The sequence below is a fragment of the Pseudomonas sp. 8 R 14 genome, from assembly GCF_900005955.1.
GTDB classification, from domain to species: domain Bacteria; phylum Pseudomonadota; class Gammaproteobacteria; order Pseudomonadales; family Pseudomonadaceae; genus Aquipseudomonas; species Aquipseudomonas marginalis.
On the sequence record NZ_CVTH01000058.1, the window covers coordinates 1 to 24,542 of the forward strand.

The following is a 24,542-nucleotide window of genomic DNA, read 5'->3' on the forward strand; positions in this document are numbered from 1 at the left end:
TTATTCTGCATAACTCTTTGTTTACCAAGGAGTTTTGCGTTTCGACTGCGCCGGAAGTGGGGCGAATTATAGACTTCCAGGATCTGCCGTCAACCTTCTTTTTCATCTTTCTGTCATATAAGTCAAAAACGCCCAAAAACGCAAAAGCCGGCCCCAAGGGGCCGGCTTTCTGCTTGCTGAGCCTTATAGGCTAGGGAACGCGAATTGCGACGCTTCATGGCTGGCCCGCTGCGGCCAACGCTGGGTGATCGCCTTGCGGCGGGTGTAGAAACGCACCCCATCCGGCCCATAGGCGTGCAAGTCGCCAAACAACGAACGCTTCCAGCCACCAAAGCTGTGATACGCCACCGGTACTGGCAATGGAACATTCACACCGACCATACCCACTTCAATTTCGTCACAGAACAGACGCGCCGCTTCCCCGTCACGGGTGAAGATGCACGTACCGTTGCCATACTCGTGATCGTTGATCAGTTGCATCGCCGCTTCCAGGCTGCTCACCCGGACCACGCACAATACCGGCCCGAAGATCTCTTCCTTATAGATGCGCATCTCAGGCGTCACACGGTCAAACAGACTGCCCCCCAGGAAGAAGCCGTCTTCATTCCCGGCAATACTCAGTCCACGACCATCAACCACCAACTCCGCACCAGACGCAACACCGTCCTCTATATAGCCGCTGACCTTATCCCGCGCCTGGCCCGTCACCAGTGGCCCCATATCCAGCCCACAGGTAGTGCCCGCACCGATCTTCAGCGCCTTGATCTGCGGCACCAGCTTGGCGATCAACGCATCCGCCACCTGGTCACCGACACACACCGCCACCGAGATCGCCATGCAGCGTTCGCCGCAGGAACCATAGGCCGCGCCCATCAAAGCACTGACCGCGTTATCCAGGTCAGCATCCGGCATCAGCACCGCATGGTTCTTCGCCCCACCGAGCGCCTGTACGCGCTTACCGCGCTTGGTCGCTTCGGAATAGATGTACTCGGCAATCGGCGTCGACCCCACAAAACTCAACGCCTTGACTTCCGGCGCCTCGATCAACGCATCCACCGCGCCCTTGTCGCCATGTACAACACTGAGCACACCTTTGGGAAGACCGGCTTCCTGCAGCAGTTGCGCGATCAACAACGTCGAACTCGGATCACGCTCCGAAGGCTTGAGGATGAAGCAGTTACCGCAAACAATCGCCAGCGGATACATCCACAGCGGCACCATCGCCGGGAAGTTGAACGGGGTAATACCCGCCACCACACCCAACGGCTGGAAATCAGACCAGGCATCGATATTCGGCCCAACATTACGGCTGTACTCGCCCTTGAGAATCTCCGGCGCCGAACACGCGTACTCCACGTTCTCGATCCCGCGCTTGAGTTCGCCTGCGGCATCTTCCAGCGTCTTGCCATGCTCCTCACTGATCAGCTGCGAGATGCGCGCTTCGTTCTGCTCCAGCAATTGCTTGAACCGGAACATGACCTGGGCGCGCTTGGCTGCCGGTGTGTTACGCCAAGCCGGAAAGGCCGCCTTGGCCGAGTCGATAGCACGTTGAATGGTTTCGCGGCTGGCCAGTGGCACCTGGTGAATCACCAGGCCGGTGGACGGGTTATACACATCGGCAGTACGGCCGGATTCACTGACCAACTCCCCGTTGATCAAATGCTGGATAAGGCTCATGCAGGGCTCCTGAAAAGTTGTTCTATATAGAAGGAGAAATCAGTCGATCTTGCTCAGCACTTCGCCGACCGCATCGAACAGACGATCCAGGTCCTGCGGTTTGCTGTTGAAGGTTGGCCCGAACTGCAGAGTGTCACCACCAAAGCGCACATAGAAGCCGGCTTTCCACAGAGCCATGCCGGCCTCGAATGGACGCACGATGGCATCACCGTCACGCGGCGCAATCTGAATCGCACCGGCCAGGCCGTAGTTACGGATGTCGATCACGTTCTTGCTGCCCTTCAGGCCGTGCAGCGCATTCTCAAAGTGCGGGGCGACTTCGGCCACGCTCTGCACCAGGTTTTCCTTCTGCAGCAGGTCCAACGCCGCCAGGCCGGCCGCGCAGGCAACCGGGTGCGCCGAGTAGGTGTAGCCGTGGGGGAATTCCACAGCGTACTCAGGCGTCGCCTGGTTCATGAAGGTCTGATAGATCTCGCTGCTGGCAATCACCGCGCCCATGGGGATCGCGCCGTTGGTGACTTGCTTGGCGATGCACATCAGGTCCGGGGTCACGCCAAAGCTGTCAGCGCCAAACATCGAACCGGTACGACCAAAGCCCGTGATCACTTCGTCGAATACCAACAGAATGTTGTGCTGGTCGCAGATCTCACGCAGGCGCTTGAGGTAACCCTGTGGCGGCACCAGCACGCCAGCGGAGCCGGCCATTGGCTCGACAAACACCGCGGCAATGTTCGACGCGTCGTGCAGTTCGATCAGTTTGAGCAACTCATCGGCCAAGGCGATACCGCCCTGCTCCGGCATGCCCCGGGAGAACGCATTGCTCGCCAGCAGGGTATGCGGAAGATGATCAACATCCATCATCGCCTGACCAAACATCTTGCGGTTGCCGTTGACGCCGCCCAGGCTGGTACCGGCGATGTTCACACCGTGATAACCACGGGCGCGACCGATCATCTTGGTCTTGGTGGCCTGGCCCTTCAGACGCCAGTAGGCACGCACCATCTTCACCGCGGTATCGGCGCACTCGGAACCGGAGTCGGTGAAGAACACGTGATTCAGGTTGCCTGGGGTCAAATCGGTAATTTTTTCCGCCAGCTGGAAGGACAGTGGATGGCCGTACTGGAAGCCTGGGGAGTAGTCCAGCGTGCCCAGTTGCTTGGCGACCGCCTCCTGGATTTCCTTGCGCGTATGCCCGGCGCCACAGGTCCACAGGCCCGACAACGAGTCGTACACCTTGCGCCCCTTGTCATCGGTCAACCAGCTGCCTTCGGCGGCCACGATCAGGCGCGGGTCACGCTGAAAGTTACGGTTGGCGGTGTAAGGCATCCAGTGAGCGTCCAACTTCAATTGGCTGGCCAGGGACGATGGGGCGTTTTCGGGCATGTTCATCAGCAAAACCTCGCAGGGCAAAAGGCAGCGTCGGGATTGAAAAAGCGTTGTTGCAGCTAAATTGCCACGGGGATAAAGTCGGTGAAATCCAACTCTTCTAACCTTCAGTCAGGCCTTCACTAAACTATGAGCAGCCGTCGACCCGACCCCCTGGCCCAAGTCAGCGACTTCGATATTCGTCTGTTGCGCATCTTTCGCAGCGTCGTGGAGTGCGGCGGCTTCTCGGCAGCGGAAACCGTGCTCGGCATCGGCCGTTCCGCCATCAGCCAGCAAATGAGTGATCTTGAGCAGCGGCTCGGATTAAGGCTTTGCCAACGCGGCCGTGCCGGTTTCTCGCTGACCGAAGAAGGCCGCGAGGTCTACCAATCGGCCCTGCAACTATTAAGCGCCCTGGAAAGTTTCCGCACAGAGGTGAACGGCCTGCACCAGCATTTGCGCGGCGAGTTGATCATCGGCCTCACCGACAACCTGGTGACCCTGCCCCACATGCGCATCACCCACGCCCTGGCACAGTTGAAGGAACGTGGACCGGACGTACAGATCCAGATCCGCATGATCGCCCCCAACGAAGTCGAACAAGGCGTACTCGACGGCCGCCTGCATGTCGGTGTGGTGCCCCAGGCCAGCGCCCTGTCCGGCCTGGAGTACCAGGCGCTGTACAGCGAACGCTCACTGCTTTACTGCGCGGTTGGCCACCCCCTGTTTTATGCCGACGACAAGCAACTGGGCGACGAGCGCATCGACGCCCAGGACGCCATCGCCCCCACCTTCCGCCTGCCCGCCGAGATCCAGGCCCACTACCAGGCGCTCAACTGCACCGCCAGCGCCTCGGACCGCGAAGGCATGGCATTCCTGATTCTCACCGGTCGCTACATCGGTTACCTGCCCGACCACTACGCCAGCCTATGGGTACAACAAGGCCGACTGCGCGCGCTGAAACCGGCTACGCGCTTTTACGATTTAAGCCTCGCATCGGTCACGCGCAAAGGCCGTCGCCCTCATTTGGTGCTGGAAAGCTTCCTGGAAAGCCTGGCAGCAACGCGCTAACTGGGGCTTCGCGCAAAAAGCTGAGCACCTGGACAGCTTTTTGCAAGGACACAGGGACCTAGAACCGTCCGCCTCGAGTTTGCTTGCCATGCCACCAGAATCCTCCAGCCCCAGCGACCTGATCTACGGTCTCAATGACCGCCCCAAACCCGCCCCTGCATTGCTGGCCGCACTGCAACATGTGCTGGCCGCCTTTGTCGGCATCATCACGCCACCGCTGATCATCGGCTCCACATTGGGCCTGACCGCACACTTGCCCTACCTGATCAGCATGGCGTTGATGGTGTCCGGTGTCGGCACATTTATTCAAGCGCGCAGGCCATTCGGGATCGGCGCCGGAATGATCTGCCTGCAAGGCACCAGCTTTGCGTTTCTCGGCGCGGTGCTGTCGGCCGGGTTTCTGGTCAAGCAACGCGGCGGCAGCCCGGAAGACATCATGGCAATGATCTTCGGCGTGTGCTTTTTCGGCGCTGCCGTGCAGATCATTCTCAGCCGCTTTATTGGTCAACTGCGCCGAGTGATCACCCCGCTGGTGACCGGGATTGTCATTACCCTGATCGGCATCAGCCTGATCAAGGTCGGTATCACCGACCTGGGCGGCGGTTTCAACGCACCGGACTTCGGCGCACCGGCCAATCTTGCGTTGGGCCTGTTCGTGGTGCTGACCATCATCTTGCTCAACCGCTCCAACACACCCTGGGTGCGCCTCTCGGCGATCATCATCGGCCTGGCCCTCGGCAGCCTCGCCGCCTGGTTCAGCGGCAAGCTGGTGCCCCAGGCCCTGGGCGACTTGCCTTTGGTCAGCCTGCCGATCCCGTTTCGATTCGGCTTCAACTTCGACTGGAGCGCCTTCCTGCCGATCGCGCTGATTTATCTGATCAGCAGCATCGAAACCGTCGGCGACCTCACCGCCAACTGCATGATCGCGCGCCAGCCCATCAGCGGCCCTTCTTATATAAGCCGGCTCAAAGGCGGCGTCCTCGGCGATGGCGTCAGTTGCATGATCGCCGCCACGTTCAGCGCCTTCCCCAACACCACTTTTGCCCAGAACAACGGCGTGATCCAACTGACCGGCGTGGCCAGCCGCTACGTCGGCCTGTACATCGGCGTGGTGCTGTTCTGCCTGGGTTTGTTCCCGCTGATCGGTGCCGTGCTGCAACAAATCCCCAAGCCCGTATTGGGCGGCGCAACCCTGGTGATGTTCGGCAGTGTGGCTGCCGCCGGCGTACGCATCCTCGCCCAGGCACCACTGGACCGTCGCAGCATGCTGATCATCGCCACCTCGTTCGGCGTCGGCCTGGGCATCGCCGCCCAACCGAACCTGCTGCACCTGATGCCAACCCTGGTGCAGAACCTGTTCGACTCAGCCATCACCAGCGGCGGCCTGACCGCCATCGTGTTGTGCCTGTTACTGCCGGAATCCAAGGTGCCCGCTCCTGACGCAAACCACGCGCAGGAAAGCGACACCCTGGAACCGCTTTGACGGTTTTATTGCATCGGGACTTGTCTGAGGCTTGAGGGTGGGTTATCTGTGCACACGTCGTCTCTATCGATCAGCACGGAAACCTCCATGAGCCTCGAAGTTCCTGCCCACAGCAACCACGCCGGTAAGCCCGCCAGCCGCATTCGGCAAAAGAACGAACAAGCGATTCTCCAGGCTGCTGAAGATGAGTTCGCGCGCCATGGCTACAAGGGCACCAGCATGAACACCATTGCTGCCAGCGCCGGGCTGCCCAAGGCCAACTTGCACTACTACTTCACTAACAAGCTGGGCCTGTATATCGCAGTGCTCAGCAATATCCTCGAACTGTGGGACAGCACCTTCAACACGCTGACCGCCGAGGACGACCCGGCCGTGGCCCTCTCCCGCTATATCCGCACCAAGATGGAGTTTTCGCGGCGCCAGCCCCAGGCCTCGCGGATCTTCGCCATGGAAATCATCAGCGGCGGCGAATGCCTGACCGAATACTTCAGCCAGGACTATCGCGCCTGGTTCAGTGGTCGGGCGGCGGTGTTCCAGGCCTGGATCGACGCCGGCAAGATGGACCCCATCGACCCCGTGCACCTGATCTTCCTGTTGTGGGGCAGCACTCAGCACTATGCCGACTTCGCCACCCAGATCTGCCGCGTCACCGGTCGCACCAAGCTGACCAAGCAGGATATGGAAGACGCCGGCACCAACCTGATCCACATCATTCTCAAGGGCTGCGGCATCAAGCCGGCCCTCTAGACGAAGCCACTTATGTCTTTCACGCTCACCGGCCTTTGCGAGTTCCGCGAAGAAATTCGCAAAAGCCGCTTCATCACCCTGGCCGCACCGATCACCAGCCCGCAAGAAGCCCAGGCATTTTTCGAGCAGCACAGCGACCTTAACGCCACGCACAACTGCTGGGCCTGGAAGCTGGCCGCTCAATACCGCAGCAGTGACGACGGCGAACCCGGCGGCACCGCAGGACGGCCCATCCTGGCGGCCATCGAGGCCCAAGGCTTCGATCAGGTCGCGGTGCTGGTGATTCGCTGGTATGGCGGCATACAACTCGGTACCGGCGGCCTGGCCCGCGCCTATGGCGGCGGTGCGAACAAGTGCCTGCAAAATGCCGAGCGCATCGAACTGATCAGCCGCGTGCCGCTGAGTTGCGCCTGCGGATTCTCCGAGCTGAACCTGGTCAAATTGCGCGTCGCCGAGTTGGGCGGGCTGGTGCTGGAGGAAACCTTCACCGCCAATGGCGTGGAGTTACAACTGGCCCTGGGCGATGCCCACATCGACACCCTGCAAACCCAGCTCGCCGACCTGAGCCGTGGGCGCATCCTGCTGCAACGCTGAAACTGCTAATGTTGTCCGCTGAACACCCTGAACCGCGACTCTAAAGGAAGCCTTCATGCCTACGCCAAAAACCGCACTGATCATCGGCGCCTCACGCGGGCTGGGCCTCGGCCTGGTCAAGCAATTGCTCCAGGACGGCTGGGACGTGACCGCCACCGTGCGTGACCCGAACAAGGCCGATGCCCTGAAAGCCGTGGGCCCGGTGCAGATCGAGAAACTCGACATGGACGATCAGCAAGCCGTGATCGCCCTGAACCAACGCCTCAAGGACCGCACCTTCGACCTGTTGTTCGTCAACGCAGGCGTCAAGGGCCCCGCCAATCAAGAACCTGGCCATGCCACCCTGGCGGAAGTCGGCCAGCTGTTCTTCACCAACGCCGTGGCGCCGATCAACCTGGCCCAGCGCTTCGTCGGGCAGATCCGCAAGGACAGCGGCGTGCTGGCGTTCATGAGTTCAGTGCTGGGCAGCGTGACCATCCCCGACGGCTCGGACCTGGCGCTGTACAAGGCCAGCAAGGCCGCACTCAACTCCATGACCAACAGCTTCATTACCCAACTGGGCGGTCACAAACTCACCGTGCTGTCGCTGCACCCTGGCTGGGTGAAGACCGACATGGGCGGCGAAAACGCGCACATCGATGTCGACACCAGCGTGCGCGGCCTGGTAGACCAAGTGAACGCCTACACCGGCAAGGGCGGCCATCACTTCGTGGACTACAAAGGCGACACCATCGCCTGGTAAGCCGCACAGGGTCGTTATCGAGCGATTGCCGTCGATAACGATCCGCGCGTAGACTGCCCACCTCGCCCTCACCGGCGACCCTGGATCAGCAGACAGGGCATCACTGAGCTGGCAAACCTGAACCCATCATTCAGAGGAGCCGGCCAATGCCTGCGACCCGTATCTGGTTAAAAACCCCCCTCGCGATTTTCACCGCCAACGGCCTCGACGCCCGTGGCGGCCTGGTGCTGCAAGACGGTGTGATCGCCGAAGTGCTGGCACAGGGTCAGGAACCCGCACAGCCCTGCGCCCAAGTGTTCGATGCGCGTGAGCATGTGGTCCTGCCCGGGCTGATCAACACCCACCATCACTTCTATCAAACCCTGACCCGCGCCTGGGCGCCGGTGGTCAATCAGCCCTTGTTTCCCTGGTTGAAAACCCTGTACCCGGTCTGGGCACGACTGACTCCGGAAAAACTCGCCCTGGCATCGAAGGTGGCGCTCGCGGAGTTGCTGCTCTCGGGCTGCACCACGGCGGCAGACCACCACTATCTGTTCCCCGACGGCCTGGAAAACGCCATCGATGTGCAAGTCGACAGCGTGCGCGAATTGGGCATGCGCGCCATGCTCACCCGCGGTTCCATGAGCCTGGGTGAAGCCGACGGCGGCCTGCCACCGCAACAGACTGTGCAACAGGGCCAGGTCATCCTTGACGACAGCCAGCGCCTGATCCGCGAATATCATCAGCGCGGCGACGGCGCGTACATCCAGATTGCCCTGGCGCCCTGCTCACCGTTTTCCGTCACCCCGCAAATCATGCAAGCCAGCGCCGAACTGGCCAACAGCCTGGATGTGCGCCTGCACACCCACCTGGCCGAAACCCTCGACGAAGAAGATTTCTGCCTGCAGCGCTTCGGACTGCGCACGGTGGATTACCTGGACAGCGTCGGCTGGCTCGGCCCGCGTACCTGGCTGGCCCATGGCATTCACTTCAACCCGGATGAAATTGCGCGCCTGGGCGCCGCCGGTACGGGCATCTGTCATTGCCCAAGCTCAAATATGCGCCTGGCCTCCGGCATCTGCCCGACCCTGGACCTGATGGCTGCCGGCGCGCCCATCGGCCTGGGTGTGGACGGTTCTGCCTCCAACGATGCGTCGAACATGATCCTCGAAACCCGTCAGGCCCTGTACATCCAGCGCCTGCGTTACGGTGCCGAAAAGATCACCCCTGAAGGCGTGCTGGGTTGGGCGACCAAGGGGTCGGCGCAGCTACTGGGGCGTACGGACATTGGTGAATTGGCCGTAGGCAAACAGGCCGACCTGGCGCTGTTCAAACTGGATGAACTGCGTTTCTCCGGCAGCCATGATCCGATCTCCGCACTGCTGCTGTGCGGCGCGGATCGGGCGGACCGGGTGATGATCGGCGGCAAATGGCGGGTTATCGACGGACAGGTGGAAGGCCTGGACCTGAAAGGCTTGATCGCCGATCACAGCCAGGCGGCACGTAACCTGATCCATCCCCTGTAGGAGCGAGGGGGACGCCTAGTTCTTGCTCGTGAAAAACGTCAACGATAACGCGGGTTTTCTGGTTTAACGCGGCGCTCTCAGGTTCTTCGCGAGCAAGCTCGCTCCTACAGGCCCAACAGCGACAACATGATAAAGGTCGCAAACAACACAAAATGGGTCATCCCTTCGATGGCATTGGTTTCGCCATCGTTGAGGTTGATCGCACTGACGATCAGCGTGATCAACACCATCACCGTTTGCACCGGCGTCATCGCCATCTGGAACGGCTGGCCGGTATAGAGCGCCATGGCTTCCATCACCGGCACCGTCAGGATCACCGTCGACAACGACGCACCCAGCGCGATGTTCACCACCGACTGCATGCGGTTGGCCAGCGCAGCGCGCAAGGCCGTCAGAATCTCCGGTGCCGCCGAAATAGCCGCCACCACAATCGCCGTGATCACCGGCGGTGCACCCGTACCTTCCAGGCCCAGGTCGAGGGTCTTGGACATCACCTCGGCCAGCGCGCCAATCACAATTACGCCAAACACCAGGGTACCGATGGAGAACGCCAGGTTCACCGGCGGCGACTCTTGTTCCTCCGGCAGCTTCTTGCGACGCTTTTCCGGGTAGCTGTAGCTGAAGAAATAACTGTGGGGCCCTACCTGCATGCGCAGGAACAAGGTGTAGAGCACCACCATCGCGCCGATGGTGAAGGCCGAGTAAATTTTCCAGTCGGCTTCTGGGATAAATTCCGGCACCACCATCGACACGCCCATGGCGGTCAGGATCATTACGCTGTAGGTCCGCGCCGAATCATCATTGTAGGACTGTTCGCCATGCTTGATGCCGCCCATCAACGCTGCCAAACCGAGGATGCCGTTGATATCGAGCATCACCGCCGAATAGATGGTGTCGCGCACCAGAGTGGGTGACGGCTCATTGCTCATCATGATCGCCAGGATCACCACCTCCACCAGCACTGCGGCAAGGGTCAGGATCATGGTGCCGTAGGGATCGCCGACTTTTTCTGCCAGTTGCTCGGCGTGGTGGGCCACGCGCATCGACGCCACGACGATAAAACCGATCAACACCACGCCGGCCAACAGTGCCACCATTTGCCCGCTGTGCAGCATCCAGTGCTCCAGCGGGTAGGCGGCGATGGCGGCAATCAGCGCCAGCAGCATGAATTTTTCTTGCTTGAGGGATGTGAGCATTCCGGGCCTTTTAGTACGGCAAATCAGTCATTGATGGGGTACAGACTGCGCCAAGCCGCTAACGTTTCGTTACACCTTAGTTCACACAGCCCTTGCGTGAATAAATCGAATACTCTCCTGCTGGTCAGGTTTTGCCGATTATTTAAGCCACGGCCTGTAGAATGCCGCCATTGCACCTGATGAGAATTTAGAAAATGTACGATTGGCTCAACGCCCTGCCCAAGGCTGAATTGCACCTGCACCTGGAGGGCTCGCTGGAGCCTGAGCTGCTGTTCGCCCTGGCCGAGCGCAACAAGATCGCGCTGCCGTGGAACGACGTCGAAACCCTGCGCAAGGCCTATGCCTTCAACAACCTGCAAGAGTTTCTCGACCTGTATTACAAGGGCGCCGATGTGCTGCGCACCTCCCAGGATTTCTACGACCTCACCTGGGCTTACCTGCTGCGCTGCAAAGCCCAGAACGTGATCCACACCGAGCCCTTCTTCGACCCCCAAACCCACACCGACCGTGGCGTACCGTTCGAAGTGGTGCTCAACGGCATCGCCGCTGCGCTCAAAGATGGCGAACAGCAACTGGGCATCACCAGCGGTTTGATCCTCAGTTTCCTGCGCCACCTGAGCGAAGCCGAAGCCGAGAAAACCCTCGACCAGGCACTGCCGTTCCGTGACGCGTTCGTGGCCGTGGGCCTGGACAGTTCAGAAATGGGTCACCCGCCGAGCAAGTTCCAGCGTGTGTTCGACCGTGCCCGTCAAGAAGGCTTCCTCACCGTCGCCCACGCCGGCGAAGAAGGCCCGCCCGAGTACATCTGGGAAGCCATCGACCTGCTGAAAATCCAGCGTATCGACCATGGCGTACGTGCCATCGAAGACGAGCGCCTGATGCAGCGCATCATCGATGAGCAGATCCCGTTGACCGTCTGCCCGCTGTCCAACACCAAGCTCTGTGTGTTCGACGACATGGCCCAGCACAACATCCTCGACATGCTCGAGCGTGGCGTGAAGGTCACGGTGAACTCCGATGACCCGGCGTACTTCGGCGGCTATGTCACCGAGAACTTCCACGCGCTGTACACCTCGCTGGGCATGACCCAGGACCAGGCCAAACGCCTGGCGCAGAACAGCCTGGATGCGCGCCTGGTAAAACCCTGACCGGACGCAAAGCCATCATCGCCAGGTCCATGGAATCAAAAAGGCCAGGGCGATGATGGCAAACCCTCAAGGCTAAGATTGTTCGGACATGGCCAATCGGGCGATTTCTGCCAGCCCGTTGTCGTTGAGCTGCACCGCCTGGGACTCATTGACCAGGCTGATCCAGTTCGATTGCAGGAACAACTGCAACAGCCCCGCACCCAGCGCGCCGCCCAGGTGCGGTTGCCGCTGGCTCCAATCGAAGCAGTCGCACACCAGTGGCGACGCCAGCGCCTGGGTGTAAATACCCAGGCCCGCCAGGTGCTGTGCGCCCTTGATCGTCACCTCAATGCGTTGCTCATGACGCTCGATCCACCCCGCCACCAACATCCGCTCACGCAGCTGCGCCGCCACTTCGCCGCCGAGGTGGCCCTGGCACAGCCGTGCATGTCGCAACAATGGCGGCGCCACCAACACCGGCGGTGAAGCATGCGGCGCACTACGTGCAGCGCTGGCCAGGGTCGTACTGGCCAAGGCATCGATGGCGACGCTGACATCGGCCGCCGCCACGCGGAACAGTCGCTTGCCACGCCGGCCCTCGGTACGCAGCAAGCCACTCCCCGTCAGCCGTGCCAGATGCGCATTCGCCGAGGCCGGTGACAGCCCGGCAAGCAGCGCCAATTCCTCCGAGGACTTGGCCGAGCCGTCCATCAGGGACCAGAGCATGGCGGTGCGTTTGGGTTCGGCGAGCAAGCTGGCGATCTGACTGATGCATGGTGCCTGTTCCATCGATTCACTCCCTGTCGAATTATTTTTCTGCTGTGGTGGGCGCCAAAGTATAGGTGCGTAAACCAGCGGTTCCGCGGCGTCTGACAGCATGAATAGGGACATGAGCTGAGTGAAATTTCCTTGTGTGATGGAGGCTAATACGTCGTACCCAATCGCTCCGGCAATTGAGCGGTCAATGTCGCACAGCGCGACACGAGCATTTCCCGCAGCAGGTTGATGGGTTTGCTCAACTGGGCCCGATGGGCGCACAACAAATTGAGCGGTGTGCGCTCGCCACGCAATTCAGGCAAGACCAGGCGCAAGCGCCCGGCCAGTACATCGGTGCTCACATCCAGCCAGGATTTGTAGGCAATGCCCACGCCCGCCACCGCCCAGCGGCGCACCACATCGGCATCGTCGCTGAAGCGATCACCACCGACCGTGAGGCTGACTTCGCGTTTGCCATCGTGGAAGCTCCAGTGGTCATGCACTCGGCTGCCAAGCATGTAAAGCAAGCAATTGTGCTGGGCCAATTGCTCCAGCTGTCGCGGCTCGCCATAACGCGCGAGATAGCTGGGGGCTGCGCACAACACGCGAACGTTGTGCGGCGCGACGGGCAGGGCAACCAGGCTGGAGTCTTCGGGCTCGCCATAGCGCAGGGCAATGTCCACCGGCTGGCGGAACAGGTCGGCAATCCGATCGCCCAGCAGCAGGCGCACGGTGAGTTGCGGGTACTCGTGCTGAAATTCGTCCAGCCAGGGCAGTAGTTGGTTGCGGCCGAAATCCGAGGGGGCCGAGAGTTGCAACACCCCACTGACATGGTCCTGGCCACTGGCCAACAATCGCCGTCCTTCGTCCAGGGCGCTCAACGCAGTCCGGGCATATTCCAGGAAGCCTTCACCTTCGGCGGTCAGGCGCAGGCTGCGGGTGGAGCGCGCCAGCAAACGCGTGCCCAGTTGCTGTTCGATACGCTTGAGCGCCGCGCTGGCCACGGCGGGCGAAAGGTCCATCACCCGCGCCGCCGCCGACAAACTGCCCAGGTCCGCGGCGCGTACAAACAACTGCAAATCATCAAAACGCAGCATTCAACCACCCATTATCAAAATATTATTGAAACAGAGTGCTGTTTTAGCCGCTTTTATCTTGCAGGGAAATGGCCAATCATCTGCCCATCCCGTTATCACGTGTATGGAGTTGAATATGTCCACAGCCTTTAACGTCATCGCCACGCTGATCGCCAAACCTGGCCAACAGGCCACCCTGGAGCCGCTGCTGCGCGACCTGCTGGAACCCACCCGTCTTGAAGCCGGCTGCGAGCAATACGACCTGCACCAGGACCTGCAACACCCTGAGACCTTCTACATGCTCGAACGCTGGAGCGATGACGCCGCACTGGCCGACCACGACCAGAGTGCGCATATCCAACATTTTCGCGCCAAAGCCGCTGATGTCATCGAACACTTCGAACTCAAGCGCCTGAAGTTTCTCGCCTGATCACCGCCTTTTTCCGGAGCCCCCATGAAAGCCATTGCCTACTACGCATCACTGCCGATCAACGATGAAAAATCCCTGCAAGACATCCAGCTGCCGGAGCCCGTCGCCGGCCCCCGTGACCTGCTGGTAGAAGTCAAAGCCATCTCGGTCAACCCGGTGGACACCAAGGTGCGCCAGAACGTCGCCCCTGAGAACGGCGCGGCCAAAGTGCTGGGCTGGGACGTGGCCGGTGTGGTCAAGGCCGTCGGCAGTGAAGTGAGCCTGTTCAAAGTCGGCGACAAGGTGTTCTACGCCGGTTCCCTGGTCCGCCCGGGCGCTAACAGCGAACTGCACACCGTCGATGAGCGCATCGTCGGCCATATGCCCAAGAGCCTGGGCTTTGCCGAAGCCGCCGCGCTGCCGCTGACCGCCATCACCGCCTGGGAGCTGCTATTCGAACGCCTGCAAGTGCGTGAAGGTAAAGAGGCGCAAGGCCAGAGCCTGCTCATCGTCGGTGCCGCCGGTGGTGTGGGTTCGATCCTGACCCAACTGGCCAGCCAGCTCACCGCCTTGACGGTGATCGGCACCGCGTCGCGCCCGGAAACCCAGGAATGGACCAAGGCACTCGGCGCCGACCTGGTGATCGACCACAGCCAACCGCTGAGCGAAGCGCTGAAACAAGCCGGCCACCCGCAGGTGACCCACGTCGCCAGCCTGACCCAGACCGAGCATCACCTGGACCAACTGGTCGAAGCGCTGCAACCCCAAGGCAAGCTGGCGCTGATCGACGACCCCAAGGCGCTGGACGTGAGCAGACTCAAGCGCAAGAGCCTGTCGCTGCATTGGGAGTTCATGTACACGCGCTCGATGTTCGAGACCCCGGACATGATCGAGCAGCACAACCTGCTTAATCGCGTGGCCGAACTGATCGACGCCGGCACCTTGAAAACGACGGTGGGCGAGCACTTCGGCGTGATCAATGCGGCGAACCTGCGCCGTGCCCATGCCCTGCTGGAAAGCGGCAAGGCCAAGGGCAAGATCGTGCTGGAAGGGTTCTGAAGATAACGTCTGTCAGTGTCGTCCGTTATTCGTGTAAGTGAGGGACGACACCGCTAGTCAGAGAGTTGATCTTTGTCATATTTGTGAGCGTATTCGGGTTTATATTGGCCGCCTTTGCCACGATTCTTTTACGTGAGGAAGTCAGCAATGAAAATCCTGATAAAAGCGTTAGCAAAATCCCCAGGCAATAAATGGCAGGTTCGTCTCGACGGCGACGCGTTCACCTTCCGCAGCGAGGCCGAGGCCCGCGCCTTCGCCGATACCCTGCAAGCCCGCATCCAGGCTCCCCACCGCTTCCCGCTCAGCCAGCAACGCTCCGCCGCTGGCTGACCTGCATTTCAGCCCTGCGCCTGCGCGGCCCTTGCCCGTTGCAGGCGCTGGGTCGACATCGCAATCGTCACCGCCAACACCCCGCACAAGCTGATGACCATCGCCATCGGCATCGCCGTGCCGTCGTGCAGCACGCCCACCAACGAAGCAGCCCCTGCCGCCACACCAAACTGAATGCAACCGAGCAAGGCCGACGCGCTGCCGGCCCGGGCGCCCTGCCCGCTCATGGCACAGGCCGAGGTGTTGGGCAAGATGCAGCCCAGGCTGGCGATACAGATGAACAGCGGTACCAGCAACGGCCATAACGCTTCGGTGCGCAAGGCCGCGATGCCCAACAGTGACAGCGCCGCCAGCAGATAGACCCACACCGTGCGCGACAGCAGAAACGCCGGGCCACGCTTGGCCAGCAGCCGCGCGTTAACCTGTGCAACCAGGATGAACCCCGCGGCGTTGGAACCGAACAGCCAGCCGTAATGCTCGGCGGGCACGCCATAGAGTTTGATAAATACGAACGGGGAGCCGGCGATGTAGGCAAACATCCCGGCAATCGAAATGCCCCCGGTCAGGGCGTAACCGAGGTAGACCCGGTCTGACAACAGCGCGCCATAGCGGCGCAGCGATCCGGACAAGGGTTGACGCGGCTGATGGGCCGGAAAGGTTTCCGGCAAACCGACCGCCACGGCGATCGCCGCCATCACGCTGAAGATCGACAGTGCGAGGAAAATCGACTGCCAGCCCCACAACCCGACCATCACACCACCCGCCAATGGCGCAAGGATCGGCGCCAGGCCGGTCACCAGCATCAGTTGCGAATACACCTTGGCCGAGCCCACCGCATCACATTTGTCACTGACCACGGCGCGGGAAATCACCATGCCCGCGCAACCGCCGAGGGCCTGCACGAAACGTGCGCCAATCAGCCATTCCAGGGACGGCGCGTACGCGCAGGCAAAGGACGCCAGGGTAAACAGGGTTACGCCGCTGAGCAGCGGGCCGCGTCGACCAAAGCGGTCTGCCAGTGGGCCGTAGATCAGTTGGCCGATGGCCAGGCCGGCGAAATACACCGCCAGGGTCAACTGGATATGTTTTTCGTCGGTCCCGAAGGCCGTCGCCATGGCAGGAAAGCCAGGCAGGTAGAAATCGATCGCCAGCGGCGCGAAGGCGCTCAAGGCGCCCAGAATCAGGATTATGCGGAGGTTCATCAGGCACCCAAGTGTGTCGGCAGCCCGACAGTTTAGCCGCGCTTGGGTGCATTGAATACGATAGCTCGCTAACTATTTGAATGGGTCAGGCGAGCTTGGCGCTGTAGCCCTCTTCGCTGATCAGGCTGATCACTTCCTCGGCAGACAGGCGGCTTTCGACGCCCACCTCTTTCGCCGCCAGGTCGACCTTCACGCTGGCCGCCGGATCCTGGCTCTGCACCGCCTGGGTCACGGCCCGAACGCAGTGGCCGCAGGTCATTCCTTCAACGCTGAATATTTGCATGACATGACTCCTTTGATGAGGTTGAACCCAGTCTTGACCTTGCCACGATGGCAAGGTCAAGTTCTGAAACTTTCGGCCGGGCTGGTATTACACCGCGGCGTCGGCCAAGCTTCACCCATCTTCGATTCAAACCACGGAGCATTCGCTATGCGCTGGTCGTTTTTTGGCCTTGTCGGCCTGATGAGCTTGTCTGCCGCTGCGCCCCAGGCCCTCGCCGCAGAAGACTATGCGGTGCTGATCATTTCCCGCGAACGCCTGGAAGTACCGACCAATTGCGAGATCGGCCTGTACATCCAGGACCAGTTGGCCGGGCGCCTGTTCCAGGAACAGTCCACCTCGTTCAACCTGCCCGCCGGCAATGTGTCGCTGCGCCTGAAACTGCTGCCGGGCCAGTCACCGGGTTGCTTGCCGGGCCTGCTCGCGCCGCCGGCGCAGAACATCACGCTCAAGGCCGGTGACGTACGCAAGTTGCGCATTGCCCAGGGCCCGGAAGGCATGTACCTCAAGCCTGCCGCACTGGAATACTGAAGACGCTTGACCTTCCCCACAGGTCAAGGTTGATCCTAGGGGCAACTTCTCTGGAGGACTGCCCCATGAATGGATCCACCACCTTTGACCTGCCCATCGGCGGCATGACCTGCGCCAGTTGCGCCGGGCGTGTCGAGCGCGCGCTGGGCAAAGTCCCGGGGGTGCAAAGCGTCAGCGTCAACCTGGCCAACGAGCGCGCCCACGTCGAAGTGCTGGGCCAGATCGACCCGGCCGTGCTGATCGCCGCCGTCGACAAAGCCGGCTACACCGCCAGCCTGCCGCAAAGCGAAACCAGGACCGAGGCCGATCAGGCCCAACGCCTGCACCGCGAGCGCTGGTCGCTGCTGCTGGCGATTGTGCTGGCATTGCCCCTGGTGCTGCCGATGCTGGTGCAACCCTTCGGCCTGCACTGGATGCTGCCGGCCTGGGTGCAGTTCCTCCTGGCGACCCCGGTGCAATTCATCTTCGGTGCACGCTTCTATATCGCAGCCTGGAAGGCCGTGCGGGCCGGCGCCGGCAATATGGACCTGCTGGTGGCCATCGGCACCAGCGCCGGTTACGGCCTGAGCCTCTATGAATGGCTGACCGCCCCCTCGGGCACCATGCCCCATCTGTACTTCGAAGCGTCGGCCGTGGTGATCGCCCTGGTGCTGCTCGGTAAATACCTGGAGAGCCGCGCCAAACGCCAGACCGCCAGCGCCATCCGCGCCCTGGAAGCCCTGCGCCCTGAACGCGCCATGCGTATACAGGCTGGCCGCGAGGAGGATGTGGCCATCAGCGCGCTCAAGCTTAATGACCTGGTGCTGGTCAAACCCGGCGAGCGCTTCCCGGTGGACGGTGAAGTGGTAGAAGGCCAGAGCCATGCCGATGAGGCACTGATCAGCGGCGAAAGCCTGCCGGTGCCGAAACAGCCCGGCGACGCCGTCACCGGCGGTGCCATCAATGGCGAAGGTCGCCTGCTGGTGCGCACCACCGCGCTCGGTGCCGAAAGCGTACTGGCGCGCATCATCCGCCTGGTGGAAGACGCCCAGGCCGCCAAGGCACCGATCCAGAAGCTGGTGGATAAGGTCAGCCAGGTATTCGTGCCGACCGTGCTGGTGCTGGCGTTGATCACACTGGTGGGGTGGTGGCTGTACGGTGCGCCGCTGGAGACCGCGATCATCAACGCCGTGGCGGTGCTGGTGATCGCCTGCCCGTGCGCACTCGGGCTGGCTACACCGACCGCCATCATGGCCGGCACCGGCGTCGCCGCACGCTATGGCATCCTGATCAAGGACGCCGAAGCGCTGGAGCGCGCCCATGAAGTGAGCACCGTGGTGTTCGACAAAACCGGCACTTTAACTTCCGGCACCCCAAAAATTGCCCATTTGGCGGCAGTGGATGGCGATGAAGCCACATTGCTGCAACAGGCCGGTGCGCTGCAACGCGGCAGCGAACACCCGTTGGCAAAGGCCGTGCTGGATGCGTGCAGCGAGCAAGGCCTGACGGTGGCGGACGTAAGCACCAGCCAATCCCTGACCGGACGTGGCATTGCCGGCACCCTCGGCGGGCGCCAACTGGCCCTGGGAAATCGGCGCCTGCTGGAAGAAAGCGGCCTGGACGCGGGTGGGCTGGCCGACTCTGCCACGGCCTGGGAGGCCGAGGGCCGTACCTTGTCCTGGCTGATCGAGCAAGGCGCACAACCCCGTGTACTCGGGCTGTTTGCCTTTGGTGACACGCTCAAGCCTGGCGCGCTGGAAGCGGTGGCACAACTCAAGGCCCGGCACATCAGCAGCCACTTGCTCACCGGCGACAATCGCGGCAGCGCCCGTGTCGTTGCCCAAGCGCTGGGCATCGATGACGTACACGCCGAAGTCCTGCCCGCCGATAAAGCCGCCACCGTCGCCGAACTGAAAAAAACCGGCGTAGTGGCCATGGTCGGCGACGGCATCAACGACGCCCCGGCCCTGGCCGCCGCCGACATCGGCATCGCCATGGGCGGCGGCACCGACGTGGCCATGCATGCCGCCGGCATCACCTTGATGCGCGGCGACCCACGCCTGGTCCCGGCCGCCCTGGAGATCAGCCGCAAGACCTACGCCAAGATCCGCCAGAACCTGTTCTGGGCCTTTGTGTATAACTTGATCGGCATTCCCCTGGCCGCATTCGGCCTGCTCAACCCGGTGCTCGCGGGCGCGGCCATGGCCTTGTCCAGCGTCAGTGTCGTGAGCAACGCCTTGCTGTTGAAAACTTGGAAACCAAGCACTTGGAAACAGTCGCACTTGGAGGATCAACGCCCATGAACATCGGCCAAGCCGCCCGGCAAAGCGGGCTGAGCGCGAAGATGATTCGCTACTACGAATCCATCGGCCTGCTCAAGGCGGCCCATCGCACCGACAGCGGCTACCGCATCTACGGCACCGACGACCTGCACACCCTGGCGTTTATCAAACGCTCGCGGGACCTGGGGTTTTCATTGGAAGAGGTGGGCAAACTGCTGACCCTGTGGCAGGACCGGCAACGGGCCAGCGCCGATGTGAAAGCCCTGGCGCGCCAACATATCGATGAATTGAACCAGAAGATCCTGGAGTTGGGGCAATTGCGCGATACGTTGCAGGACCTGGTGGAGCACTGCCAGGGCGATCACCGGCCGGATTGTCCGATTCTCAAGGAACTGGCATCGGGAAGCTGCTGCGCGTGACGGAATCTATCTGAATGCATGCAAAACCAAATGTGGGAGGGGCGGTGCGACGATTCGACTTGCCCCTCCCACATTTTGATCCTCATCCAGCCAGGGATCACTGCATCCAGGGCGGCGGCGGTGGCTCTTCCGACGCTTTGCTCGGCGGCGCATCATCCGCCGCCCGAATGGCCTGGCGCCGTTCTTCGTCCAGCCTTGCCGCTTCGATCTCGCGGATCACACCGCCTACGTCTGCCAGTTCTTCCGGCTCGTCGAACTCGCCGGTCAAGACACTGGCCGGGTGCAAGGTGCCGGCTTCGTAGAGTGCCCACATTTCCTTGGCGTACTTGGTCTTCTTCAACTCCGGGGCAAAACGCCCGAAATAGGAAGCCATGTTGCCCACATCCCGCTCCAGCATGTTGAACGCGTGGTTGTTGCCCGCCGCATCCACCGCCTGGGGCAGGTCGATGATGACCGGACCGGTCGGCGTGAGCAGCACGTTGAACTCGGACAGGTCACCGTGCACCAGGCCGGTACACAGCATCAGCACGATCTGGGAAATCAGGAAGGCGTGGTATTCACGCGCCTGATCCGGCTCCAACGTCACGTCATTCAGACGTGGCGCGGCATCACCGTACTCGTCGGCCACCAGCTCCATCAACAACACGCCTTCGAGGAAGTCGTACGGCTTGGGCACGCGAACGCCCGCACCGGCCAGGCGGAACAACGCCGCTACTTCGGCGTTCTGCCAGGCATCTTCGGTTTCTTTCTTGCCGAATTTCGAGCCCTTGGCCATGGCCCGGGCCTGCCGGCTGTTACGGACCTTACGGCCTTCCTGGTATTCGGACGCTTGACGAAAACTTCGTTTGTTCGCCTCCTTGTAAACCTTGGCGCAACGCAATTCGTTGCCGCAGCGCACCACATAAACAGCTGCTTCTTTACCACTCATGAGTGGGCGCAGCACTTCGTCGACCAGACCGTCTTCGATCAGGGGTTCAATGCGTTTAGGAGTCTTCATCAGCTTTTATTGTGGGTCCTTTATTACCAAATACGCGTATGGCACTCGTTATACGGCAATCGGCTCGCCGGTGGGAGGGGCTACCGACCTCTGACCACTCAAGAATGCATCCAATATGCCAATTTCGACGAATTCAACGTTCGATGATCGCCGTCACGCCCTGGCCGCCGGCGGCGCAGATCGAAATCAGCCCGCGCCCCTTGCCCGCCGCGTCGAGCAACTTGGCCAGGTTGGCGACGATGCGCCCACCGGTGGCGGCAAACGGATGACCGGCCGCCAGCGAGCTGCCCTTCACATTGAGCCGGCTGCGATCAATGGCCCCCAATGGCGCGTCCAGCCCGAGGCGCGTCTGGCAGTAATCCGCATCCTCCCACGCCTTGAGCGTGCACAACACCTGGGCCGCGAAGGCTTCGTGGATCTCGTAGTAATCAAAGTCCTGCAGCGTCAGGCCATTCCTCGCCAGCAAACGTGGCACCGCATACACCGGCGCCATCAGCAGGCCTTCGGCGCCGTTGACGAAATCCACCGCCGCCGCTTCGCCATCTCGCAGGTAGGCCAGGATCGGCAAACCACGCGCCTGGGCCCACGCCTCGCTGCCCAACAACACCAGGGATGCGCCATCGGTGAGCGGTGTGGAATTGCCGGCCGTCAGCGTGCCTTTTTCGCTGCGCTCAAACGCAGGCTTGAGCGCGGCAAGTTTCTCCAGGCTCAGGTCGGGGCGCAGGTTGTTGTCGCGGGTCAGGCCCAAAAACGGCGTGAGCAGATCGTTATGCCAGCCTTCGGCATAGGCAGCGGCCATTTTCTGATGGCTCTCGAGGGCGAGTTGATCCTGCTCGGCACGGGGAATCTGCCAGGTCTGTGCCATCAATTCGCAATGCTGGCCCATGGACAAACCGGTGCGCGGCTCGCCGTTACGCGGCAGCTCAGGCTTGAGGTGCTGGGGACGAAGTTGTAACAGGACTTTTAATTTATCCGCCATGGACTTGCTGCGATTGGCTTGCAGCAGGATCTTTCGCAGCCCTTCATTCACGCCGATAGGTGCGTCGGAGGTGGTATCCACCCCACCGGCAATCCCGCATTCAATCTGGCCCAGGGCGATCTTGTTGGCCACCAGCAACGCCGCCTCGAGCCCCGTGCCGCACGCCTGCTGAATGTCATAGGCCGGGGTTTGCGGCGACAGGCGTGAACCCAGCACGCATTCACGGGTGAGGTTGAAGTCGCGGGAATGCTTGAGCACCGCGCCGGCGGCCACCTCGCCCATGCGCAGACCGTGCAGGTTGTAGCGTTCGATCAGGCCCTCCAGGGCCGCGGTCAGCATCGCCTGGTTGCTCGCCGTGGCGTAGGGGCCATTGGAGCGGGCGAAAGGAATGCGGTTACCGCCAATGATCGCTACACGGCGCAATTGAGTCATGGAAAGCTCCCTGTCGGTTGTGGTCTGGATAACTGAGCCTAGTCGAACGACTGCTACCCTGGGATGGTCAACCCTTTGAACCCCAGCCTTCGGAGAGCGTTCCATGTCTGACCGTTATATCGACTTCGCCAACTCAAGCCTCGGCCATCGCCTGGTCGCCGCCCTTGGCCTGCCGTCACCGGTACGCCTGGAACGCTGGCAAGCCGGGCGCCTGCGCCCGGTGGAAGGTGCGCTGTTACTGGGTGGTGGCGCGCTGGCAACGAACGTGAAAGCGTTTGCCAACCGGCTCACCGACGCCATTTACACCTACGGCGCCGACACTTCGACCTGGATTCCCGGCCATGGCCCCAAGCTCAAGGCCGTGGTATTCGATGCCAGCGACCTGCTACACACCGACCAGCTCAAGCAACTGCGTGAGTTTTTCCAACCGTTGCTGAAAAACCTGGATCACAGTGCACACCTGGTGATCCTCGGCCGCGCGCCGGAAAGCCTCAGCGACCCGTTCGCCGCCAGCGCCCAGCGCGCCCTCGAAGGTTTCAGCCGGTCACTGGCCAAGGAACTGCGCAACGGCGGCGTGCTGCAATTGCTCTACGTCAGCGACGGTGCCGAAGACCAACTGGAAGGCGCGCTGCGCTTCTTCCTCTCACCGAAAAGCGCCTATATCTCCGGCCAGGTGATTCGCCTCAAGGCCTGTGCCACGCCCGTCGAAGACTGGACTCGCCCCCTCGCCGGGCGCAAGGCATTGGTCACCGGCGCAGCCCGTGGCATTGGCGCGTCCATCGCTGAAACCCTGGCCCGCGACGGCGCCGAAGTGATCCTGCTCGACGTGCCCCAGGCCAAGGCCGACCTCGAGGCCCTGGCCGCACGCCTGGGTGCGCGCACCGTGGTGCTGGATATCTGCGCCGAAGACGCCGCCGGCCAGTTGATCGAACACCTGCCCGACGGCCTCGACATCCTGGTGCACAACGCCGGGATCACCCGTGACAAGACCCTGGCCAACATGACCCCGGAATACTGGGACGCGGTGCTGGCGGTCAACCTCAATGCCCCGCAAGTGCTGACCAAGGCACTGCTGGACAGCGGCACCCTGCACGACAACGCCCGCGTGGTGGTGCTGGCCTCCATCAGCGGCATCGCCGGCAACCGTGGGCAGACCAACTATGCCGCGAGCAAGGCCGGCTTGATCGGCCTGGTACAGGCATGGGCGCCGTTATTGGAAGAACGCGGGATCAGTATCAACGCCGTAGCCCCAGGCTTTATCGAAACCCAGATGACCGCGCATATTCCCTTTGCCCTGCGTGAAGCCGGGCGGCGCATGAGCTCGCTGGGCCAGGGCGGCTTGCCGCAGGACGTCGCCGAAGCAGTGGCCTGGCTGGGCCAGCCGGGTTCCGGTGCGGTCAGCGGGCAAGCGCTGCGGGTGTGTGGGCAAAGTCTATTGGGAGCGTAAGCATGGATTGGCAAACCTTAGGCAGTACGCCGTTTCTGCCACCGTTGTATTGGCGGGCAGCGCTCAAGCGCAAGATCACCGGCAACACGCTGCCCGAGCAAGGCTTGCGCTGTCGGGTAAGCGTCGACCCCAAGCAGGTGGCGGCGTACCGCCAGGTCTGCGGGTTTACCGAGAGCCCCATGCTGCCGGCGACCTATCCGCACATCCTGGCATTCGGTCTTCAGATGCAGTTGCTCACCGATAAGAAGTTTCCCTTCCCTCTGCTGGGATTGATTCACCTGAGTAACCGTATCCGCATCCATCGCCCACTGGGCGGAGTCAGCGAATTGTCCATCGGCGTGCACACGCAGAACCTCAGGCCCCACCCCAAGGGCGCGACCTTTGAAGTGGTCACCACAGTTGAAGACTCTCTCGGCCTGCTGTGGGAAGCCGAGAGCCGAATGCTGTGCCGGGGTGTAAAGCTCGAAGGCGAAGCGACCGATGATGCCCGTCCCAGCCCTGCCGAGATCAGCGAATTGACTCGCTGGAAGGCCCCAGCCGATATCGGCCGCCGCTACGCGAGAGTGTCCGGCGACTACAACCCGATCCACCTCAGCGCGCCGACCGCCAGACTGTTCGGTTTCCCCCAAGCCATCGCCCACGGGCTGTGGAACAAGGCGCACACCCTCGCCGCCCTGGGTGAACACCTGCCTGCGGCCAATATCGAGATAGACGTGGAGTTCAGGAAGCCCGTGCGCCTGCCCAGTGAAGTCAGGTTACTGGCCAGCGCCGCCGGTTCCAGCGGCGAATTCTTATTGAAAGGCGCGGGTGACATCGAGCATATGCTGGGTAAATGGCAGCCCATTGCATAAAAGCGA

General features: G+C 61.8%; 25 protein-coding genes. 16 read left to right on the forward strand and 9 right to left on the reverse strand.

Annotation, left to right across the window (positions count from 1 at the left end):
- Window positions 1-194 (forward strand): hypothetical protein (locus tag BFQ01_RS32705; protein WP_218061334.1); only part of this gene is annotated, 194 nt, incomplete at its 5' end.
- Here BFQ01_RS32705 and BFQ01_RS12505 read toward each other — a convergent pair.
- Window positions 184-1,677, reverse strand: a complete 1,494-nt coding sequence (locus BFQ01_RS12505; protein WP_065925519.1) for a CoA-acylating methylmalonate-semialdehyde dehydrogenase — start codon at window positions 1,675-1,677, stop codon at window positions 184-186. The genes BFQ01_RS32705 and BFQ01_RS12505 overlap by 11 nt on opposite strands.
- Window positions 1,678-1,716: 39 nt before the next feature.
- Window positions 1,717-3,066 carry an aspartate aminotransferase family protein gene (locus BFQ01_RS12510; protein WP_065925520.1) on the reverse strand — a complete coding sequence of 450 codons (1,350 nt, stop codon included), beginning with the start codon at window positions 3,064-3,066 and terminating at the stop codon, window positions 1,717-1,719.
- A 126-nt stretch (window positions 3,067-3,192) separates the two neighbouring features.
- Here BFQ01_RS12510 and BFQ01_RS12515 point away from each other — a divergent pair, with 126 nt between their 5' ends.
- The 6 genes from BFQ01_RS12515 (at window position 3,193) to BFQ01_RS12540 (ending at window position 9,184) form a co-directional block, all read left to right on the forward strand.
- On the forward strand, window positions 3,193-4,113 hold the full coding sequence (locus BFQ01_RS12515; RefSeq protein WP_027607943.1) for a LysR family transcriptional regulator: 921 nt from the start codon (window positions 3,193-3,195) through the stop codon (window positions 4,111-4,113).
- 88 nt (window positions 4,114-4,201) lie between these two features.
- Window positions 4,202-5,596: a uracil-xanthine permease family protein gene (locus tag BFQ01_RS12520; protein WP_065925521.1), complete on the forward strand. Its 1,395-nt coding sequence runs from the start codon at window positions 4,202-4,204 to the stop codon at window positions 5,594-5,596.
- Window positions 5,597-5,683: 87 nt separating this feature from the next.
- Window positions 5,684-6,343, forward strand: coding sequence for a TetR/AcrR family transcriptional regulator (locus tag BFQ01_RS12525; protein ID WP_027607945.1), 660 nt, complete (start codon window positions 5,684-5,686; stop codon window positions 6,341-6,343).
- Between the two features lie 12 nt (window positions 6,344-6,355).
- Window positions 6,356-6,937 (forward strand): IMPACT family protein, encoded by a 582-nt coding sequence (locus tag BFQ01_RS12530; RefSeq protein WP_065925522.1) that lies wholly within the window; start codon window positions 6,356-6,358, stop codon window positions 6,935-6,937.
- Window positions 6,938-6,992: 55 nt separating this feature from the next.
- Complete coding sequence (locus tag BFQ01_RS12535; protein WP_065925523.1) at window positions 6,993-7,679, forward strand: SDR family oxidoreductase; 687 nt, start codon at window positions 6,993-6,995, stop codon at window positions 7,677-7,679.
- Window positions 7,680-7,825: 146 nt separating this feature from the next.
- Window positions 7,826-9,184, forward strand: coding sequence for an 8-oxoguanine deaminase (locus tag BFQ01_RS12540; RefSeq protein ID WP_065925524.1), 1,359 nt, complete (start codon window positions 7,826-7,828; stop codon window positions 9,182-9,184).
- Window positions 9,185-9,288: 104 nt separating this feature from the next.
- Here the strand turns inward: BFQ01_RS12540 and BFQ01_RS12545 are convergent, their stop codons facing one another.
- On the reverse strand, window positions 9,289-10,380 hold the full coding sequence (locus BFQ01_RS12545; protein ID WP_065925525.1) for a calcium:proton antiporter: 1,092 nt from the start codon (window positions 10,378-10,380) through the stop codon (window positions 9,289-9,291).
- 194 nt (window positions 10,381-10,574) lie between these two features.
- Between BFQ01_RS12545 and BFQ01_RS12550 the strand changes: the two genes are divergently transcribed.
- A complete protein-coding gene (locus BFQ01_RS12550) occupies window positions 10,575-11,528 on the forward strand; it encodes an adenosine deaminase (protein ID WP_065925526.1) in 954 nt (317 codons plus the stop codon).
- A gap of 72 nt (window positions 11,529-11,600) precedes the next feature.
- Here BFQ01_RS12550 and BFQ01_RS12555 read toward each other — a convergent pair whose 3' ends face one another.
- Entirely contained in the window at window positions 11,601-12,296 is a 696-nt protein-coding gene (locus tag BFQ01_RS12555; RefSeq protein WP_065925527.1) for an ArsR/SmtB family transcription factor, read from the reverse strand.
- A 134-nt stretch (window positions 12,297-12,430) separates the two neighbouring features.
- Entirely contained in the window at window positions 12,431-13,360 is a 930-nt protein-coding gene (locus BFQ01_RS12560; protein WP_065925528.1) for a LysR family transcriptional regulator, read from the reverse strand.
- A gap of 115 nt (window positions 13,361-13,475) precedes the next feature.
- Here BFQ01_RS12560 and BFQ01_RS12565 point away from each other — a divergent pair, with 115 nt between their 5' ends.
- The 3 genes from BFQ01_RS12565 to BFQ01_RS12575 all read left to right on the forward strand — a co-directional run bounded on the left by BFQ01_RS12565 (window position 13,476) and on the right by BFQ01_RS12575 (window position 15,137).
- Window positions 13,476-13,769, forward strand: a complete 294-nt coding sequence (locus tag BFQ01_RS12565) for a putative quinol monooxygenase (protein ID WP_065925529.1) — start codon at window positions 13,476-13,478, stop codon at window positions 13,767-13,769.
- A 24-nt stretch (window positions 13,770-13,793) separates the two neighbouring features.
- Window positions 13,794-14,807, forward strand: coding sequence for a zinc-binding alcohol dehydrogenase family protein (locus tag BFQ01_RS12570; RefSeq protein ID WP_065925530.1), 1,014 nt, complete (start codon window positions 13,794-13,796; stop codon window positions 14,805-14,807).
- Between the two features lie 147 nt (window positions 14,808-14,954).
- Entirely contained in the window at window positions 14,955-15,137 is a 183-nt protein-coding gene (locus tag BFQ01_RS12575) for a hypothetical protein (protein WP_027607955.1), read from the forward strand.
- An 8-nt stretch (window positions 15,138-15,145) separates the two neighbouring features.
- Here the strand turns inward: BFQ01_RS12575 and BFQ01_RS12580 are convergent, their stop codons facing one another.
- A complete protein-coding gene (locus tag BFQ01_RS12580) occupies window positions 15,146-16,339 on the reverse strand; it encodes a multidrug effflux MFS transporter (protein ID WP_065925531.1) in 1,194 nt (397 codons plus the stop codon).
- 85 nt (window positions 16,340-16,424) lie between these two features.
- The gene (locus tag BFQ01_RS12585) at window positions 16,425-16,622 is read right to left on the reverse strand and encodes a heavy-metal-associated domain-containing protein (RefSeq protein WP_027607957.1); all 198 of its coding nucleotides are present in this window, start codon (window positions 16,620-16,622) and stop codon (window positions 16,425-16,427) included.
- A gap of 147 nt (window positions 16,623-16,769) precedes the next feature.
- Between BFQ01_RS12585 and BFQ01_RS12590 the strand changes: the two genes are divergently transcribed.
- The 3 genes from BFQ01_RS12590 to cueR all read left to right on the forward strand — a co-directional run bounded on the left by BFQ01_RS12590 (window position 16,770) and on the right by cueR (window position 19,830).
- The gene (locus BFQ01_RS12590) at window positions 16,770-17,150 is read left to right on the forward strand and encodes a hypothetical protein (protein ID WP_027607958.1); all 381 of its coding nucleotides are present in this window, start codon (window positions 16,770-16,772) and stop codon (window positions 17,148-17,150) included.
- Window positions 17,151-17,215: 65 nt separating this feature from the next.
- Window positions 17,216-19,432 carry a heavy metal translocating P-type ATPase gene (locus BFQ01_RS12595; RefSeq protein ID WP_065925532.1) on the forward strand — a complete coding sequence of 739 codons (2,217 nt, stop codon included), beginning with the start codon at window positions 17,216-17,218 and terminating at the stop codon, window positions 19,430-19,432.
- Window positions 19,429-19,830 carry a Cu(I)-responsive transcriptional regulator gene (gene cueR / locus BFQ01_RS12600; protein ID WP_065925533.1) on the forward strand — a complete coding sequence of 134 codons (402 nt, stop codon included), beginning with the start codon at window positions 19,429-19,431 and terminating at the stop codon, window positions 19,828-19,830. The genes BFQ01_RS12595 and cueR overlap by 4 nt, the downstream gene beginning before the upstream one ends.
- Before the next feature lie 97 nt (window positions 19,831-19,927).
- On the opposite strand, the gene BFQ01_RS12605 is transcribed toward cueR, so the two are convergent.
- Together BFQ01_RS12605 and BFQ01_RS12610 are read right to left on the reverse strand one after the other, a co-directional pair.
- On the reverse strand, window positions 19,928-20,827 hold the full coding sequence (locus tag BFQ01_RS12605) for a PA4780 family RIO1-like protein kinase (RefSeq protein WP_027607961.1): 900 nt from the start codon (window positions 20,825-20,827) through the stop codon (window positions 19,928-19,930).
- Window positions 20,828-20,960: 133 nt separating this feature from the next.
- Complete coding sequence (locus tag BFQ01_RS12610) at window positions 20,961-22,238, reverse strand: acetyl-CoA C-acetyltransferase (RefSeq protein WP_065925534.1); 1,278 nt, start codon at window positions 22,236-22,238, stop codon at window positions 20,961-20,963.
- 103 nt (window positions 22,239-22,341) lie between these two features.
- Here BFQ01_RS12610 and BFQ01_RS12615 point away from each other — a divergent pair, with 103 nt between their 5' ends.
- Together BFQ01_RS12615 and BFQ01_RS12620 are read left to right on the forward strand one after the other, a co-directional pair.
- Entirely contained in the window at window positions 22,342-23,685 is a 1,344-nt protein-coding gene (locus tag BFQ01_RS12615; RefSeq protein ID WP_065925535.1) for a 3-oxoacyl-ACP reductase, read from the forward strand.
- Between the two features lie 2 nt (window positions 23,686-23,687).
- Window positions 23,688-24,536 carry a MaoC family dehydratase gene (locus BFQ01_RS12620; protein ID WP_065925536.1) on the forward strand — a complete coding sequence of 283 codons (849 nt, stop codon included), beginning with the start codon at window positions 23,688-23,690 and terminating at the stop codon, window positions 24,534-24,536.
- Window positions 24,537-24,542 lie beyond the last annotated feature (6 nt).

What these genes read in the sequence shown, in the direction of transcription:
- BFQ01_RS12535 (WP_065925523.1), top strand. Translation starts at nt 6,993, where the DNA reads ATGCCTACGCCAAAAACCGCACTGATCATCGGCGCCTCACGCGGGCTG.
- BFQ01_RS12620 (WP_065925536.1), top strand. Translation starts at nt 23,688, where the DNA reads ATGGATTGGCAAACCTTAGGCAGTACGCCGTTTCTGCCACCGTTGTAT.
- BFQ01_RS12565 (WP_065925529.1), top strand. Translation starts at nt 13,476, where the DNA reads ATGTCCACAGCCTTTAACGTCATCGCCACGCTGATCGCCAAACCTGGC.
- BFQ01_RS12580 (WP_065925531.1), bottom strand. Translation starts at nt 16,339, where the DNA reads ATGAACCTCCGCATAATCCTGATTCTGGGCGCCTTGAGCGCCTTCGCG.
- BFQ01_RS12545 (WP_065925525.1), bottom strand. Translation starts at nt 10,380, where the DNA reads ATGCTCACATCCCTCAAGCAAGAAAAATTCATGCTGCTGGCGCTGATT.
- BFQ01_RS12515 (WP_027607943.1), top strand. Translation starts at nt 3,193, where the DNA reads ATGAGCAGCCGTCGACCCGACCCCCTGGCCCAAGTCAGCGACTTCGAT.
- BFQ01_RS12525 (WP_027607945.1), top strand. Translation starts at nt 5,684, where the DNA reads ATGAGCCTCGAAGTTCCTGCCCACAGCAACCACGCCGGTAAGCCCGCC.
- BFQ01_RS12605 (WP_027607961.1), bottom strand. Translation starts at nt 20,827, where the DNA reads ATGAAGACTCCTAAACGCATTGAACCCCTGATCGAAGACGGTCTGGTC.
- BFQ01_RS12590 (WP_027607958.1), top strand. Translation starts at nt 16,770, where the DNA reads ATGCGCTGGTCGTTTTTTGGCCTTGTCGGCCTGATGAGCTTGTCTGCC.
- BFQ01_RS12530 (WP_065925522.1), top strand. Translation starts at nt 6,356, where the DNA reads ATGTCTTTCACGCTCACCGGCCTTTGCGAGTTCCGCGAAGAAATTCGC.
- BFQ01_RS12510 (WP_065925520.1), bottom strand. Translation starts at nt 3,066, where the DNA reads ATGAACATGCCCGAAAACGCCCCATCGTCCCTGGCCAGCCAATTGAAG.
- BFQ01_RS12615 (WP_065925535.1), top strand. Translation starts at nt 22,342, where the DNA reads ATGTCTGACCGTTATATCGACTTCGCCAACTCAAGCCTCGGCCATCGC.
- BFQ01_RS12555 (WP_065925527.1), bottom strand. Translation starts at nt 12,296, where the DNA reads ATGGAACAGGCACCATGCATCAGTCAGATCGCCAGCTTGCTCGCCGAA.
- BFQ01_RS12540 (WP_065925524.1), top strand. Translation starts at nt 7,826, where the DNA reads ATGCCTGCGACCCGTATCTGGTTAAAAACCCCCCTCGCGATTTTCACC.
- BFQ01_RS12575 (WP_027607955.1), top strand. Translation starts at nt 14,955, where the DNA reads ATGAAAATCCTGATAAAAGCGTTAGCAAAATCCCCAGGCAATAAATGG.
- BFQ01_RS12505 (WP_065925519.1), bottom strand. Translation starts at nt 1,677, where the DNA reads ATGAGCCTTATCCAGCATTTGATCAACGGGGAGTTGGTCAGTGAATCC.
- BFQ01_RS12520 (WP_065925521.1), top strand. Translation starts at nt 4,202, where the DNA reads ATGCCACCAGAATCCTCCAGCCCCAGCGACCTGATCTACGGTCTCAAT.
- BFQ01_RS12560 (WP_065925528.1), bottom strand. Translation starts at nt 13,360, where the DNA reads ATGCTGCGTTTTGATGATTTGCAGTTGTTTGTACGCGCCGCGGACCTG.
- cueR (WP_065925533.1), top strand. Translation starts at nt 19,429, where the DNA reads ATGAACATCGGCCAAGCCGCCCGGCAAAGCGGGCTGAGCGCGAAGATG.
- BFQ01_RS12610 (WP_065925534.1), bottom strand. Translation starts at nt 22,238, where the DNA reads ATGACTCAATTGCGCCGTGTAGCGATCATTGGCGGTAACCGCATTCCT.
- BFQ01_RS12595 (WP_065925532.1), top strand. Translation starts at nt 17,216, where the DNA reads ATGAATGGATCCACCACCTTTGACCTGCCCATCGGCGGCATGACCTGC.
- BFQ01_RS12550 (WP_065925526.1), top strand. Translation starts at nt 10,575, where the DNA reads ATGTACGATTGGCTCAACGCCCTGCCCAAGGCTGAATTGCACCTGCAC.
- BFQ01_RS12585 (WP_027607957.1), bottom strand. Translation starts at nt 16,622, where the DNA reads ATGCAAATATTCAGCGTTGAAGGAATGACCTGCGGCCACTGCGTTCGG.
- BFQ01_RS12570 (WP_065925530.1), top strand. Translation starts at nt 13,794, where the DNA reads ATGAAAGCCATTGCCTACTACGCATCACTGCCGATCAACGATGAAAAA.